Below are 15267 nucleotides of genomic sequence, written 5' to 3'. Positions count from 1 at the left end.
GCGGGCCGGGGATCCTCTCCGGAGACGGACCCCGTCCCGGCCGGCCGGGGACTGACCTCGCTCAACGCTCGCTCCCTCGCGTCCGGGCCGGTTGCTCCGTGCCGAGCACGGCTCTCACCTCTTCAGGGGTGGGCATCGCGGGCGCGCAGGCCAGTCGGCCCGCGACGATCGCGCCCGCCGCGTTGGCGAACCGCAACGTGTCCGCCAGCGGCCAGCCCGCCAGCAGCCCGTGGCAGAGCGCCCCGCCGAAGGCGTCCCCCGCGCCCAGCCCGTTGACCACCTCGACCGGCACCGGCGCCACCTCCACCGTCTCCTCCGGGGTCATGCCGAGAACCCCGGCACCGCCCCGCTTGACGATCGCCAGCTCCACACCGGCCTCCAGCAGCAACCGCCCCGCCTCGTACGGCTCCCGCGTGCCGGTGACGACCTCGACCTCGTCGAGGTTGCCGACCGCCACGGTGACCTGGCCGAGCGCCCGGCGCACCTGGGCACGGGCCGCCTCCATGCTCGGCCAGAACATCGGGCGGTAGTCCAGATCCAGCACCGTGTACGGCCTGCGTCCCCGCACCCGCCAGGCGGCGAAGTGCGCGCTCCTGGACGGCTCCTGCGACAGGCCGGTGACCGTGGCCCAGAACAGCCGGACTGCGGCGACGGCCGGGAGGTCGAGCTCCTCGGGAAAGATCTCCAGGTCGGGGGCCTTGGGAGAGCGGTAGAAGAAGAGCGGGAAGTCCTCCGGGGGCCGGATCTCGCAGAACGTCACCGGGGTGGGAAGGTGCGGCACGGCGGTGACGTAGCGGTCGTCGACACCGTAGGAGCGCAGCGCGTCGTGGACGAACAGGCCGAACGGGTCGGCCCCGGTACGGGTGATCACCGCGCTGGAGCGGCCCAGCCGCGAGGCGGCCACGGCCACATTGGTGGGACTGCCCCCCAGATACTTGCCGAAGGTCTCCACCTCCCGCAGCGACACCCCCACCTGCAGCGGATATACGTCCACCCCCACCCGTCCCATGGTCAGGACCTCGATCATCGCGTACCTCCAGCGTGGGGACCTCGGGCTTCGGTCGTGGAGCGGACGTCAGGCGGGACTCTCCCCGGGGGGCGCTCCGGCGAGTCCCTTCAGGTACGCCAGGCTCGCGCGGACGTTCTCCCTGGGGTCGGCGTCGTCCTCGGCGCCGAGGACGACGTCCTGCTCCATGACGTACCAGCCGTCGTATCCGGCGGCGGTCAGGCCCGTGACGATGCCGGAGACGTCCACGTCGCCCTGGCCGAGCGGGCGGTAGAGGCCCTTCTTGACCGCCTGGGTGTAGGTCAGCTCACCCGACCCGACCAGTGCGGCGAGTCCGGCGTCGACGTCCTTGAGGTGGACGTGCGCGATCCGCTCCGCGGCGCGGGCGACCAGCTCGCCGGGGTCCGTGCCGCCGATGAGCAGGTGGCCGGTGTCCAGGCAGAGCGGGACCGCGCTGCCGTCGAGCACTCGCTCCACCTCCGCGGGGTTCTCCACCATGGTCCCCACATGCGGGTGCAGGGTGACCGTGAGGCCGAACTCCTTGGCGTTCTTGAGGATCCGGGCCAGGTTGGCCGTCAGGGTCTTCCAGCCGCTCGTCTCCATGGGGGGTTTGGCGTCGTAGCTCTCGCCTCCGGTGGAGGCGGCCAGCACGATCACCTCCAGGCCGCCGTCCCGGAAGGCGCCCATCGCGGCGCGGACCTCCGGGAGCGGATCGTGGTGGGGGTCGTGCAGCACCACGGGGACGAACCCGCCGATCGCGCGCAGGCCGTACTCGGCGAGCATGGCGCGGCAGCGTGACGGTGAGGGCGGCAGGAACCCGGCGGGGCCCAGCTCGGTGGCGGTGAGGCCCAGTTCCCGCATCTCGGCGAGGACCCGTTCGCGGTCGAGCTGGGGTCCCCAGCCGGGGATCTCGCAGACGCCCCAGGAGATCGGTGCACCGGCCGTCTTCAACGGACCACCTCCATTGTGTGGACGGGACGTCCTCCGTGCCCGGAGAGCCCGGAGAGCCCGGAGGCCTCCGCGAGACTGGGCGCGGCCGGGACGTCCCCGACTGTGCAGGGACTCTCCGTCTCCCCGCGTGCCACCCCGGGAAACGTGCCGGTCCGGTCGGGCCGCTGCAGGCCGACACGCATGACGCCTCCGAAGGAGGAGGGAGATCGCGGCTGATCTCCGGTCTACCAGTTCTAAGCGAAGGAATCGAAGGTCGTCAAGAATTTGTCATGACATATGGATGAGTTATCAGCGGTTGAGAGCATCCCGCCGCCCCCGTTCTCCGGGTAGGGAAGGCCCATGCCGCCGCGTGACGGCGGCATGGGTGTGAGCCGGGCGGGCGACCGGCGGCGAAGCGGGAAGGGTGGGAGCTCCCCGGCTCCGGCCGTGGGAGGAGGTCAACCCCGCAGCGCATCCGCGAGAGCCCGGACGGCCTGGTCCGCGTAGTGGACGGGGAGACGGGCGAACCCGATGACCAGGGCGGGCGGCCCCGGGGAGCTGCGCATCGGGCCCACCGGCTCGGCGGCGAGGCCGCACGCCTGGGCCGTCTCGGACGTCGGCACCTCGTCCCAGCCGACGGGCAGTTCGGCGCACAGATGCAGTCCGGCGGAGACGCCGTGCACCGTGATCTCGGGAAGGTGGTCGGCCAGCGCCCGCACGAGGGCGTCGCGGCGGGCGCGGTACTGCCGGCGCATCCTCCTCAGATGACGGTCGTAGCCGCCGGACCCGATGAGGTGGGCCAGCGCGTACTGCTCCAGGACCGGCGAGCCCAGGTCCAGCTCGCTGCGGGCCAGCCGTACCGACTCGGCGATGCCGGGCGGGGCCACCACCCAGCCCAGCCGGAGTCCCGGGGCCAGGGACTTGCTCACGCTCCCCGTGAGGACCACCCGGTCGGGGGCGAGTCCCTGCAGGCAGCCCACCGGATCGCGGTCGAACCGGAACTCCGCGTCATAGTCGTCCTCAAGGATCGTCGCGCCGGTCCCGGCGGCCCACTCGATCAGCTCGGCGCGGCGGCGGGGGGAGAGGACCACGCCGGTGGGGTACTGATGGGCGGGGGTGAGCAGCACCGCTCCCGCCCCGGTCGCGGCCAGGGCATCGACGTCGACGCCCTCCCCGTCCACCGGGACCGCGACCAGGTCGGCTCCCGCTCCACGGAGCAGCGAGAGCTGGCGCAGGCTGGTCGGGTCCTCGACGGCCAGCCGGATCCGGCCGGAGGGGGGCACGGGGTGGGCGATCCGGTCGACGAACGAGTTCAGGTCGTGGCCGGCCCGGCCTTCGGGAAGCTGCCCGGCGAGCGCCCGGACCGTCAGGTTCAGCCCCTGGGCCACCCCGCCCACGATCACCAGGTCATCGGGACCGACCTCCGCCGCGCGGACCCTTCCCAGGTAGGCGGCCAGCTCCTCGCGTAGTCGGGGGACGCCGCCGGGATCCCCGTAGTCCAGTGCGTCGGCGGGCAGGGTGGCGAGCGCGTTCCTGATCGAGGCGAGCCACCGCCCGCGGGGGAAGGCACCCAGATCGGGAGAGGTGGAGCGGCGCCCGTAGTAGGGCTTGTCCGCATTTGTTAGGGGGTCACGGGTGTCCACCCCCAAGGGGCGGCTCACCGCCGGGGCCACGATGGTGCCCGCGCCGACCCGTGAGATCAGGAATCCCTCCGCGACGAGTTGCTCGTAGGCCTCCACGACCACGCCACGCGACAGCCCGAGGTCTCCGGCCAGCTCCCGGCTCGCGGGCAGCCGCTCCCCCGCCGCCAGCCTGCCCTGTCGTACGGCCTCTCTGAGCTCGCGGGCGATCTGTCCGGTTATCCCTCCTGCCGTCCGGTCGACGCTCAGATGCAGATCGGCCAATTGGTCCTCTTTTTCAGCGCTGCATTGGACCCAGGAGGGGAACCATGTCCTTCCTAGCATTGCCGACGTGAACGCCTACGCCAGCACCGCCGTCCCTCGAACGCGCACCCGGGACCTGACCCAGGCGGCAGGAGCCATGTTCCTGGCAGGCACTCTGGCGGGGGTGTCCGGTGTGATCCAGAGCTATCCGGTCTACGGCGGGCAGGCCCTCCGCTATCTGCTCGCCGCCGTCATCCTGCTCGCCACCGCCCAGGTCGCGGGCCTGCGGACGGTACGGCTCACGCCTCGCGAGGGCGTGCTGCTGGCAGGGCTGTCGCTGTTCGGACTGGTGATCTTCAACGTATGCGTGATCGAGGCCACCCGGCACGGTGGCCCCGCCCTGGTCGGCACGGTGCTCGGTACCGTGCCGCTGGCACTGGTCCTGCTCGGCGGCCGTCCCTCACGGCGCGCCCTCGGGGCGGCGGCGGTGGTGGTGGCCGGTGCCACGCTGACGGCCGGGCTGGGCGACGGCGACCTGCCGGGGCTGCTGTGGTCGCTGGGCGCGCTGTTCTGCGAACTCTGCTTCTCGCTGCTGGCCGTCCCGCTGCTGCCCAAACTGGGGGCGGTCCGCGTCTCGGCCTACTCGGCCGCGGTGGCCGTACCGCTGCTGACCGTCGCCGGTCTGTTCCTCGACGGCACCGCGATGCTGCGGGTGCCGACCTTTTCCGAGGCCCTGGGCCTCGGCTACCAGTCGGTGATCGTGACCACCGTGGCGTTCTTCCTCTGGTACGACGTGCTGCCCCGGATCGGTACCGGGACGGCGGGACTGTTCGCCGGGTTGATCCCGGTGAGCGCCATCGTCACCGGGGTGGTCCTCGGCCTGGGCGCACCCTCCGAGCCTGAGCTGCTCGGGGCCGTGCTGGTGGTCGCCGGAATCGCGATCGGTCTCAGCGGCGGCGGTTCGCCCCCGACTGCGGCAGGCTCGCCCGAGGCCGGGGGACGTCGACCTTCTCCGCGGAGTCACCGTGCTGGGAGACGCCCTGCTGGGAGACATCGTGCTGGGAGACATCCTGCTGGGAGACGTCAAGCTGCTGCTGGGGCAGGTTCACCGGAGGTTCCGGCCAGCTCACCGGCCACTGGGGCGTCCGCCCGTTACTCTCACCGATGTTCCTGAGCGTGATGGCGATCAACGATGCGGCGAGACCGGCGACGATGAGGAGCGCCACGATGGCAAGCATGACGATATTGCTGCTCATGACAGTGTTTCCGACGTTCATGACATCCTCCGGCTTCCACCGGGCACTCGGCCCGGTCTAGTTCCAGCTTCCTCTGTGTCTTCGGACAGGCGGGGAGAGAAAACGTCACAAACAGCTAATACTTACCTCAAATAGCCATTTTTCATCTCATATCATCTCAAAATCCACGGCATGAAGGGCGGCAGGGATGCCGCTCCGACCTCGGCGGCTCCTCACCGACGGGAGGCCGTACCCTCTAGGAGGACCGAAGGCCCCCGCACGGAGGATCGAAGACGATGCCCGAGTTCGACTACACCGACCTGCTCCCCATGGGACCGGATGAGACGCGATACCGCCTGGTCAGCGCCGAGGGGGTGCGCGTGGTCGAGGCCGCGGGCCGCAGGTTCCTGGAGGTCGGGCCCGAGGCGCTCCGGCTGCTGACCGAGACGGCGATCCACGACATCTCCCACTATCTCCGGTCCTCCCACCTCGCCCAGCTCCGCAAGATCATCGAAGACCCCGAGTCCAGCGGGAACGACCGCTTCGTCGCCCTCGACCTGCTGAAGAACGCCTCGATCTCGGCCGGCGGCGTGCTCCCGATGTGCCAGGACACCGGCACCGCGATCGTGATGGGCAAGCGCGGCCGCCACGTGCTCACCGACGGCGCCGACGCCGAGCACATCTCGCGCGGCGTCTACGACGCCTACACCAGGCTCAACCTCCGCTACTCCCAGATGGCCCCGATCACCATGTGGGAGGAGCGGAACACCGGGTCCAACCTTCCCGCGCAGATCGAGCTCTACGCGGAGGACCCCCACGGACACCCGGACGAGTACAAGCTGCTGTTCATGGCCAAGGGCGGCGGCAGCGCCAACAAGTCGTTCCTGTACCAGGAGACCAAGGCGGTCCTCAACGAGAAGCGGATGCTCCAGTTCCTGGAGGAGAAGATCCGCTCCCTCGGCACCGCCGCGTGCCCGCCGTACCACCTGGCGATCGTCGTCGGCGGCACCTCCGCCGAGTTCGCCCTGAAGACGGCCAAGTACGCCAGCGCACGCTACCTGGACGCCATCCCCACCGAGGGCTCCCCCAGCGGTCACGGCTTCCGCGACACCGAACTGGAGGCCAAGGTCTTCGAGCTCACCCAGAAGCTCGGCATCGGCGCGCAGTTCGGCGGCAAGTATTTCTGCCACGACGTCCGCGTCATCCGCCTCCCCCGCCACGGCGCCTCCTGCCCGGTCGCCATCGCGGTCTCCTGCAGCGCCGACCGCCAGGCCCTGGCCAAGATCACCTCCGAAGGGATCTTCCTGGAGCAGTTGGAGACCGACCCGGCGCGGTTCCTCCCGGAGACCACCGACGAGCACCTGTCGGACGACGTCGTGAGCATCGACCTCAACCGCCCGATGCCGGAGATCCTCGCCGAGCTCACCAAGTATCCGGTCAAGACCCGGCTGTCCCTGACCGGCCCCCTCGTCGTCGCCCGCGACATCGCGCACGCCAAGATCGGCGAGCTCCTCGACGCCGGCGGCGAGATGCCGCAGTACCTCAAGGACCACGCGGTCTACTACGCCGGCCCGGCCAAGACCCCCGAGGGCTACGCCTCCGGCTCCTTCGGACCCACCACCGCCGGCCGGATGGACTCCTACGTCGAACGCTTCCAGGCCGCGGGCGGCTCCATGGTCATGCTCGCCAAGGGCAACCGCTCCAAGCAGGTCACCGACGCCTGCGCGGCCCACGGCGGCTTCTACCTCGGTTCCATCGGCGGCCCCGCCGCCCGGCTCGCCCAGGACTGCATCAGGAAGGTCGAGGTCCTGGAGTACCCCGAGCTCGGGATGGAGGCCGTCTGGAAGATCGAGGTCGAGGACTTCCCCGCCTTCATCGTGGTGGACGACAAGGGCGAGGACTTCTTCATCGACGCCACCGGCCCGGTCCTGTCCATCGGCCGCCGCTGACCCCGCCGCCCCGCGAGGGCCCGGCTCGGGCCGGGCCTCCGCCTCCCGGAGCGTTTCCGCTGGTTGAATGGCCAGGTGGAGGAGGCACAGGCCCGTGAGAGGTTCCGGGACGCCCGGGTCGCCCGGCTGGCCACGGCGGACGTCCGCGGCACGCCGCACCTGGTGCCCGTCACCTTCGACGTGGACGGCGACACGGTCGCGTTCGCGATCGACCACAAGCCCAAGCGGACGACGGACCTGCGCCGCCTGCGCAACATCGCGGTCAACGACCGGGTGTGCCTGCTGGCCGACCACTACGACGACGACTGGTCGCGGCTGTGGTGGGTCCGCGCCGACGGCCGGGCCCGGATCGCCGAGGACGGCACGGTCCGGGAGCGGGCCCTCCGGCGCCTCACGGAGCGTTACCGGCAATATCGCGACCGCCCGCCCCGGGGCCCGGTGGTGCTGATCGCGGTGGAGTCGTGGACGGGCTGGTCCTACGCGGGCGGATAGGCCCGTCCGGCCTGCCTGCCTCGCACGACGGAGCACCCGAGGACGGCCGGCAGCGCGCCTGCCGCCTGCGGTACCGCACCGCGCGCCCCGACCACATCGAGAAGCTCTGGGGCCTCGTCAACCGGGCGGATGTCACGGAGCGTTTCTCAACAGTGACGAGCACGAAAATCTGACCGAAGAACGCAAGAAGTTTCGGCCCGGTCTCTACTGGTCGCATTACGCAAATCGGTAAGCTGCCTACCATGCGTGCGCCGTCCGGATACCTTCTTGCAGCGCGTTACCGGCTGTCAGAACCGGTCGGGCGTGGCGGCATGGGCACCGTCTGGCAGGCGTACGACGAGCTGCTGGGCCGTGAGGTGGCCGTCAAGGAGGTGCGGCTGCCCCTCGTCCTCGACGAGGAGCTGAGGGCGGAGCTGTGCGCCAGGACCGAGCGTGAGGGGCGGGCGACCGCGATGGTCGCCCATCCCTCGGTGATCACCGTGTTCGACGTCGTCACCGAGGACGAGCGCCCCTGGATCGTGATGGAGCTGCTCCGGGCCAGGTCCCTGGAGCAGCTCCTCCAGGAACGTGGCCCGTTGCCCCCGCGCCAGGTGGCGGAGATCGGGCGGCAGGTCCTGGGCGCGCTGCGGGCCGTGCACGCCAAGGGCATCCTGCACCGTGACGTCAAGCCCAGCAACGTCCTGGTGACCGATGACCGGGCGGTGCTCACCGACTTCGGCCTGGCCGCGCTGGAAGGCGACGTGTCGATCACCCAGGCGGGCATCGTGCTCGGCTCGGCCGGATACATCGCCCCCGAGCGCGTGCTGGGCGCCAAGGCCCACCCCTCCGGCGACCTGTGGTCGCTCGGTGCGACCCTCTACACCGCGGTCGAGGGCCGCGGCCTGCACGGACGCCGTACGGCCGCCGCCGCGCTGGCGGCCCTGACCAGCGGTGAGCCCATCCCGATGGAGAAGGCCGGGCCGTTGACCCCGGTGCTGCAGGGCCTGCTCAAGATCGACCCGAACGGCCGGCTCGACGCGGTGCGCGCCTCCCTGATGCTGGCCCGGGTGGCGGCCGGCGGATCGGCCGAGGAGCCGTTCGCCCGGAGCTCCGGCAAGACGGTCAGGACCACCGCGACGATCACCGTCCCCTCGTTCAACCGCCGCCCGACGCACCGGGGGACGCACCGGGTCGGTTCCGCGCCGTTCTCCGACCCGCTGCCCGAACCGACCCCGGTGCCGCATCCCCGGGGGCACCGGCGTCCGGCCGAGGGGACGCACCGCAAACCGGTGGACCGGCTCCCGGCTCAGCGCCCGTTGGTCCGGCTCATGACGCCTTTCATCCGGTTGGTGCTCCCGCGCCTGCTGTGGCCGAGAGAACTTCGTAAGCGTGGATAAAGCGTTATTCAAGGAAGGGTCGTTATCTTCTTCTCATGCCGGAACAGCACATGCGCGTGCTCGCTGACCGTTACGAGCTGATCGCACCGCTCGGCAGGGGCACCATGGGCACTGTTTGGCGTGCCTTCGACCGTGCCCTGGGCCGCGAGGTCGCGATCAAGGAAATCCGCCAGGAGTCCGGGCTCAGCGAGGCACAGCGCACCGAACTCCGCGAGCGCATGATCCGTGAGGGTCGTACGGCCGCCCGCATCAGCCACCCTTCCGTGGCCACCGTCCACGATGCGATCATCGAGAACGGCAGCCCCTGGATCATCATGGAGCTCGTCCAGGCGCGCTCCCTCGAGCAGGTGGTCGAGGAGGAGGGGCCGCTGCCGCCCCGGATGGTCGCCGAGATCGGCGTGGATCTTCTCGGGGCGCTGCGCGCCGCCCACGCCCAGGGCGTGCTGCACCGTGACGTCAAGCCCGGCAACGTGCTGATCACCGAGAACGGCCGGGTGGTGCTCACCGACTTCGGCATCGCCAAGGCCGAGGGCGACACCAGCCTCACCAAGACCGGCATGGTGATCGGCTCCCCGGGATACACCGCGCCCGAGCGGGCTCGCGGGGAGCACACCGGACCGGAGTCGGACCTCTGGTCGCTCGGGGCCACCCTGTACTTCGCGGTGGAGGGCCGGCCGGCCTACGAACGCTCCACGGTGTCGGAGACCCTCGCCGCGCTGATGACCGAGCGGGCCGACCCTCCGGTCCAGGCCGGGCCGCTCCGGCCCGTCCTGGAGCAGCTCCTGGAGCGGGACCACACGGTACGGCTGGCGCCCGCCCAGGCGGCGGCGATGCTCCGGGCCGTGGCCGAGACCCCCTCGACCGGCCCGGCATCGGCACCCGGCGCCCCACCGGCTCCCCGCCCCGCCGCGGCGCCCGCACCGGTCACCCGCACCGCCGTACCGCCCCGGCCGGCGGCGGCCTCCCCTGCCCACCCGGCCCCGCCGGCCCACCCGGCCCCGCCGGCCCACTCGGCCCCCCCGACCGCCGCGACGGCCCCGGTGAACCCCACCCCGGCGCCCGCGAGGGCGGACGCGCGTCCGGCGGACGAGGAGTTCGACGCCGACCGCACCATGATGGTCGTCCGCCCCAAGAGCGGTCTCCGTCTCCCGCCCGCGGGCCCGCCCCCCCAGGCCTTCGAACCCCCGGCGCCGCCGGCCTTCCCCGGGAGGGGCGGGCCCGCCGGATGGCCCGGCACCGCGCCCCAGACCCCCGCCACGGGCCCGGGACAGGGACCGCCCGCACCGCCGCCGCAGGGATTCCCCGACGCGGCACGGCCGGGCACGGAGGGCGCGCCGGGACGCGGGTTCGCCGGCCCCGCCGGGCCCTCCGGCGCGGAGCCCGTGTGGCCGGTGGGCCCGGCGGCCCCCAACCGCGGCCACGCGCAGTATCCGGGCCTGGGGACCGACCTGTTCGCGATCGCGGGGCAGGGCGGCAAGGGTGAGCAGACGACCACGCCGGCCAGGACCCGGGTGGGCGTGATCATCCTCATGGGCGTGGCGGCCGTGGCTCTGGTGGTCATCGTGATCCTGGCGTTCGCACTCTGGCGTTGAACCCCCCCTTTATCTCCAAGGACGCAGACTGGAGGCATGAGCGACTATCGGATCGAGCATGACTCGATGGGTGAGGTACGGGTTCCGGCCGACGCGAAGTGGCGGGCGCAGACCCAGCGGGCGGTGGAGAACTTCCCCATCTCCGGACGCGGGCTGGAGAGCCCCCACATCTCCGCCCTCGGCCTGATCAAGGCGATCGCCGCCGAGGTCAACGCCGGGCTCGGAGTGCTGGACAAGGAGCTGGCCCAGGCCATCGCCGAGGCCGCCACCGACGTCGCGGAGAACGAGTGGGACGACGAGTTCCCCATCGACCTGTTCCAGACCGGTTCCGGGACCTCCTCCAACATGAACGCCAACGAGGTGATCGCCACACTCGCGGAAGAGCGGCTGGGCCGTCCCGTCCATCCCAACGACCACGTGAACGCCTCGCAGTCCTCCAACGACGTCTTCCCCACCTCGATCCACGTCGCCGCCACAACCGAGGTGACCTACCACCTCATCCCGTCCCTGCGGCACCTGGCCACCGCGTTGCGGGAGAAGTCGCTTGAATTCGACCGGGTGGTCAAGGCGGGCAGGACCCACCTGATGGACGCCACCCCGGTCACGCTCGGCCAGGAGTTCGGCGGCTACGCCACCCAGATCGACAACTCCATCGCCCGGGTCCGCGGCTCGATCCCGCATCTCACCCAGCTTCCCCTGGGCGGCACGGCCGTGGGGACCGGCGTCAACACGCCGCCCGGCTTCGCCGCCCAGGTCATCGAGAAGCTCCGTGAGGCCACCGGGCTCCCGTTCTCCGAGGCTCCCGACCATTTCGAGGCCCAGGGTGCCAGGGACGCCATCGTGGAGCTGTCGGGCCAGCTCCGGACGGTCGCGGTCGCACTCAACAAGATCGCCAACGATCTCCGCTGGATGGGCTCGGGCCCGCGCACCGGGCTCGGCGAGATCAACCTGCCCGACCTCCAGCCCGGTTCGTCGATCATGCCCGGCAAGGTGAACCCGGTGATCCCCGAGGCCGTGTGCATGGTCGCCGCCCAGGTCATCGGGAACGACACGACGATCACCTTCGCCGGGGCCTCGGGCAACTTCGAGCTCAACGTGATGCTGCCGGTCATCGCCCGCAACGTGCTGGAGTCCATCCGGCTGCTCGCCAACGCCTCCCGGCTGCTCGCCGACCGTTGCGTCCACGACATCACGGCCAACGTCGACCGCCTGCGCGAGTACGCCGAGTCGTCCCCGTCGATCGTCACGCCGCTCAACCGGTACGTCGGCTACGAGGAGGCCGCCAAGATAGCCAAGCAGGCCCTGGCCGAGCGCAGGACCATCCGCGAGGTCGTCATCGAGCGCGGCCACGTCGCCAGAGGCACCATCACCGAGGCGCAGCTCGACGCCCTCCTCGACGTGCTGGCCATGACCCGGCCGCCGTCGTAGTCCGGAGAACTGAGAAGATCAATACATGACTCAGATCAAGTTCTACGGCCGCCGTGACATCTGGTCCGACCGGCGGCAGGAGATCTCCGACACCGTGCACGGCTGCCTGACCGAGGCATGGCGGCTGCCCGAGGACAAGAGGTTCCACCGGTTCCTGCTGCTGGACGCCGAGGACCTGGTCTGCCCGCAGCGGAGCGAGCGCTACCTGATCGTGGAGATCGTCTGCTTCGCGGGCCGCTCGCCCCAGGCCAAGCGCGACCTGATCCGCACCCTGTTCGCCCGGGCCCAGGAGCAACTCGACCTGACACCGGAGGATCTGGAGATCGTCATCCTGGAGTCGCCTCAGGTCAACTGGGGAATCCGCGGCCTTCCCGGTGACGAGCTGACGCTGACCTATCCGGTCGTCGTCTGACCATCGGCGCCCAGGCCGGCTCCCTGCCGGTGCCCGCAGCAGATCCGCCCCGTACACATAGCCGGTCTCAGGACTATGGGGGCTGGCGACATGGGCTGGGATTCGGCTGATTGCCTAGATTCGGCAGCATGAGTGACCTAACGGGGCGGCAGGCCGTGGTGACCGGCGCGGGCAGCGGGATCGGGCGTGCCTGCGCACAACGACTGGCCGCGGCCGGAGCACATGTGGTGGTGGTCGACATCGACGCCGAGGCGACCGCGAAGGTGGCCGCGGAGGTGGCCGGGACACCGGTGGTCGCCGACCTGTCCAGGCCGGACTTCGTGGACGCGCTGCCCGCCGAGGTGGACATCGTGGTGAACAACGCCGGATTCCAGCATGTGGCGCCGGTCGAGCGGTTCCCGCCGGAGGTCTTCTCGAAGATCCTCAAGGTCATGGTCGAGGCGCCGTTCCTGCTGGTACGGGCCGCCCTCCCGGGTATGTACGAGCGAGGCTGGGGACGGGTCGTCAACATCTCGTCGGTGCACGGCCTCCGGGCCTCGCCGTACAAGTCCGCGTACGTCACCGCCAAGCACGCGCTCGAAGGACTGTCGAAGGTCATCGCTCTGGAGGGCGCGCCGCACGGCGTCACCTCCAACTGCGTGAACCCCGCCTACGTCCGCACCCCGCTGGTGGAGGACCAGGTCGAGGCCCAGGCCGAGACCCACGGCATCGGCAGGGACGAGGTCGTCGAGCAGATCATGCTGGCCCCCGCCGCGATCAAACGCCTGATCGAGCCCGGGGAGGTCGCCGAGCTGGTCGCCTACCTGTGCGGCCCGCACAGCTCGTTCATCACGGGAACGTCCCTGCCCGTCGACGGCGGCTGGACGGCCCGCTGAACCGTGTCCCCGGTGCCCCCAGAATGGAAGACATGAGCGCAGGCGTCTTTCTCGAACTGCTGGCCAGAGAGGCGTCGGCGGTCGAATTCGAGGGGCCCATCCTGGCGGCCCGGGCCCGGGGGGCCGACGCGGCGACGCTGACCGAGCTGGAGGACGCCAAGCTCGCCGCGCTGAAGGTGCGGGCGCTGCTGCGGCGCAGGGCCAAGCGCGAGGCGGAGCTGTCGGCGCTGTTCGACACCGCCGGCGACCTGGCCGGGCTGCGCGACCTTGACGCCGTGCTGGAGGCCATCGTGCACCGGGCCCGGCAGCTTTTGGGCACCGACGCCGCCTACATGACGCTGCACGACCCCGAGCGCGGCGACACCCGGATGCGTGTGACGGACGGGTCGGTCTCGGCCAAGTTCCGCAACGTCCGGCTGCCGATGGGCGCCGGGCTGGGCGGGCTGGTGGCCCAGACCGCCACGCCGTACGCGACGGCCGACTACTTCGCCGACGAGCGGTTCCGCCGCGAGTTCGACATCGACGACGCGGTGCACGAGGAGGGCCTGGTCGCCATCCTGGGTGTGCCGCTCAAGCTGGGCGCGCGGGTCATCGGGGTGCTGTTCGCGTCCAACCGGAGCGTGCGGCCGTTCACCCAGGACGAGGTGGTGCTGCTCAGCTCACTGGCCGCGCACGCGGCGGTGGCCATCGACAACGCCCGGCTGCTGCAGGAGACCAGAAACGCCCTGGAGGAGCTCAGCGAGGCCAACCGGCAGGTGAACGCGCACAGCGAGGCCGTGGAGCGGGCCGCGTTCGCGCACGACCGGATGACCGGGCTGGTGCTGCGCGGCGGCGGAGTCGAGGACGTCGCCGCCGTGGTCACCGAGGTGCTCGGCGGCTCGCTGGTCGTGCTGGACGACAGCGGGCGGCCGATCGCCGGGGACGCGGCCAGGCTGGCCGAGGAGGAGGACACGGCGGGGCGGGAGGGCGGTCCGGCGAGGGGGCGCGGGACCGAGGCGACCGCGGCCATGATCGCGGACGCCGCGCAGACGTCCCGGGCGCTGGGCCGTACCGTCAGGAAGGGCAGTCTGCTGGTCGCCTCGGTGGATGTGGGGGCCGAACCGCTGTGCACCCTCGTGCTGCGGGCCGAAGGGCCGGTGGCCGACGCCGACCAGCGCATCCTCGAACGGGCCGCACTGGTCACCGCGCTGCTCCTGCTGTTCCGGCGCACGGTGGCCGAGGCGGAGGGCCGGGTCCGGGGTGAGCTGCTCGACGACCTGATCTCCCGTCCGGGTCTCGACGGCCTGGCCCAGCGGGCCCGGCGGGTCGGGGTGGATCTGGACACCGAGCACGTGGTCGTCGTGGTCCGCCACGGTGGCCGGCGCGAACGCGCCGCCTTCTGGGCCTCCTCCCAGGCCACGCTGAACCACGGGCTGGCGGCCCTGCGCGGGGACGAGGTGGTGCTGTTCCTTCCCGGCGACAAGCCCGGCCACCTGGCCAAACGGGTGGCGGCCGAGCTCAGCGTCTCGCTCGGCCATCCCGCCACCGCGGGTGCCTCCGGCCCGGTGCGGGGCCCGGCCGAGATCGGAGCCGCGCACCGCGAGGCACAGCGTTGCGCCGACGCGCTGCTGGCCCTGGGCCGGGCCGGGGAGGGCGCGAGCGCCGCCGAGCTGGGCTTCGTCGGGCTGCTCGTCGGCGACGGACGCGACATCGAGGCGTTCCTCGGCTCCGCGCTCGGCCCGGTGATCGACTACGACGCCCGCCGGGGCACCGCCCTGGTGCGCACCCTCACCTCCTACTTCGGCACGGGTGGCTCGCTCTCCCGTACCGCCGACGCCCTGCACATCCACGTGAACACCGTCACCCAGCGCCTGGACCGGATCGCCCAGCTCCTGGGCGCCGACTGGCAGGAGCCGGAGCGCGCCCTGGAGATCCAGCTCGCCCTGCGCCTGCACCGTCTCAGCCGCTGACTGCACCCGGCAGGTGACCGGCCGTACGGCGCCCTGCCGCCGGACGGTCCCACCTCTGCCCGGCGATCTGACGTATCCACATAGACCGGACGTCGGCTATGGCGAGTGGAGCCATAGGAGTGCCGCCGGTCACTACGTAC

At 71.5% G+C, this 15267-nt stretch carries 12 protein-coding genes; 9 read left to right on the top strand and 3 right to left on the bottom strand.

The window, feature by feature from the left end; genetic code table 11:
* Window positions 1–61: 61 nt before the first annotated feature.
* The 3 genes from iolC to OHA77_RS25745 all read right to left on the bottom strand — a co-directional run bounded on the left by iolC (window position 62) and on the right by OHA77_RS25745 (window position 3840).
* A complete protein-coding gene (gene iolC, locus OHA77_RS25755; protein WP_406312041.1) occupies window positions 62–1027 on the bottom strand; it encodes a 5-dehydro-2-deoxygluconokinase in 966 nt (321 codons plus the stop codon).
* 48 nt (window positions 1028–1075) lie between these two features.
* Entirely contained in the window at window positions 1076–1957 is an 882-nt protein-coding gene (locus tag OHA77_RS25750; RefSeq protein WP_406312040.1) for a TIM barrel protein, read from the bottom strand.
* A gap of 437 nt (window positions 1958–2394) precedes the next feature.
* On the bottom strand, window positions 2395–3840 hold the full coding sequence (locus OHA77_RS25745) for a PLP-dependent aminotransferase family protein (protein ID WP_406312039.1): 1446 nt from the start codon (window positions 3838–3840) through the stop codon (window positions 2395–2397).
* A 67-nt stretch (window positions 3841–3907) separates the two neighbouring features.
* Here OHA77_RS25745 and OHA77_RS25740 point away from each other — a divergent pair, with 67 nt between their 5' ends.
* From OHA77_RS25740 to OHA77_RS25700, 9 genes are all read left to right on the top strand, one after another.
* Window positions 3908–4993 (top strand): DMT family transporter, encoded by a 1086-nt coding sequence (locus OHA77_RS25740; RefSeq protein WP_406312038.1) that lies wholly within the window; start codon window positions 3908–3910, stop codon window positions 4991–4993.
* Window positions 4994–5350: 357 nt separating this feature from the next.
* A complete protein-coding gene (locus OHA77_RS25735; RefSeq protein ID WP_406312037.1) occupies window positions 5351–7003 on the top strand; it encodes a fumarate hydratase in 1653 nt (550 codons plus the stop codon).
* A gap of 75 nt (window positions 7004–7078) precedes the next feature.
* Window positions 7079–7495, top strand: coding sequence for a TIGR03668 family PPOX class F420-dependent oxidoreductase (locus tag OHA77_RS25730; RefSeq protein WP_406312036.1), 417 nt, complete (start codon window positions 7079–7081; stop codon window positions 7493–7495).
* A gap of 242 nt (window positions 7496–7737) precedes the next feature.
* Complete coding sequence (locus tag OHA77_RS25725; RefSeq protein WP_406312035.1) at window positions 7738–8871, top strand: serine/threonine-protein kinase; 1134 nt, start codon at window positions 7738–7740, stop codon at window positions 8869–8871.
* Window positions 8872–8906: 35 nt separating this feature from the next.
* Window positions 8907–10463 carry a serine/threonine-protein kinase gene (locus tag OHA77_RS25720; RefSeq protein ID WP_406312034.1) on the top strand — a complete coding sequence of 519 codons (1557 nt, stop codon included), beginning with the start codon at window positions 8907–8909 and terminating at the stop codon, window positions 10461–10463.
* A gap of 36 nt (window positions 10464–10499) precedes the next feature.
* On the top strand, window positions 10500–11891 hold the full coding sequence (locus tag OHA77_RS25715) for a class II fumarate hydratase (RefSeq protein ID WP_406312033.1): 1392 nt from the start codon (window positions 10500–10502) through the stop codon (window positions 11889–11891).
* 25 nt (window positions 11892–11916) lie between these two features.
* Window positions 11917–12303: a tautomerase family protein gene (locus OHA77_RS25710; RefSeq protein WP_406312032.1), complete on the top strand. Its 387-nt coding sequence runs from the start codon at window positions 11917–11919 to the stop codon at window positions 12301–12303.
* A gap of 128 nt (window positions 12304–12431) precedes the next feature.
* The gene (locus OHA77_RS25705) at window positions 12432–13178 is read left to right on the top strand and encodes a 3-hydroxybutyrate dehydrogenase (protein WP_326825663.1); all 747 of its coding nucleotides are present in this window, start codon (window positions 12432–12434) and stop codon (window positions 13176–13178) included.
* Window positions 13179–13210: 32 nt separating this feature from the next.
* Window positions 13211–15127, top strand: a complete 1917-nt coding sequence (locus tag OHA77_RS25700; protein WP_406312031.1) for a helix-turn-helix domain-containing protein — start codon at window positions 13211–13213, stop codon at window positions 15125–15127.
* Window positions 15128–15267 lie beyond the last annotated feature (140 nt).

It is taken from the genome of Streptosporangium sp. NBC_01639, from assembly GCF_045209755.1.
Taxonomy (GTDB): Bacteria; Actinomycetota; Actinomycetes; order Streptosporangiales; family Streptosporangiaceae; genus Streptosporangium.
The sequence above is the reverse complement of the archived record's forward strand: the minus strand, read 5'-3'. Positions and strand labels throughout refer to the sequence as shown.